Source organism: Aequorivita sp. KMM 9714 (assembly GCF_011065475.1).
In the GTDB taxonomy this organism is placed as follows: domain Bacteria; phylum Bacteroidota; class Bacteroidia; order Flavobacteriales; family Flavobacteriaceae; genus Aequorivita; species Aequorivita sinensis.
This window is the reverse complement of the sequence record NZ_JAAGRO010000068.1, coordinates 1-257: the sequence shown is the minus strand read 5'-3', so window position 1 is coordinate 257 and position 257 is coordinate 1. Positions and strand designations below refer to the sequence as shown.

Annotated in this window: 1 pseudogene; it reads left to right on the top strand. The window is 31.5% G+C overall.

What is annotated here, in order from left to right:
• Positions 1–257 (top strand): annotated as a pseudogene (locus G3A46_RS14200) (PD40 domain-containing protein); the annotation flags it as partial.

The window sequence follows — 257 nt, the reverse complement described above, 5'->3', positions numbered from 1 at the left end:
GGATTAAATGTAGATCAATGGACTCAAGAGCCTTATTTAGATTTGTTTATTGCTAATAGAGATGAAGAAGGATTGTTAAGTAATCCAAAGCCTTTAGGAGGCGATGTAAATACTCAATATCACGAATCTACTGCAGTTTTTACCAAAGATGGTAAAACCATTTACTTTACTCGAAATAGTTATATAGATGGACAAAAAGAACTCGATAAATCTAAAAAACATAAAACCCTTAGACTAAGCCTTTTTAAAGCTGAGAA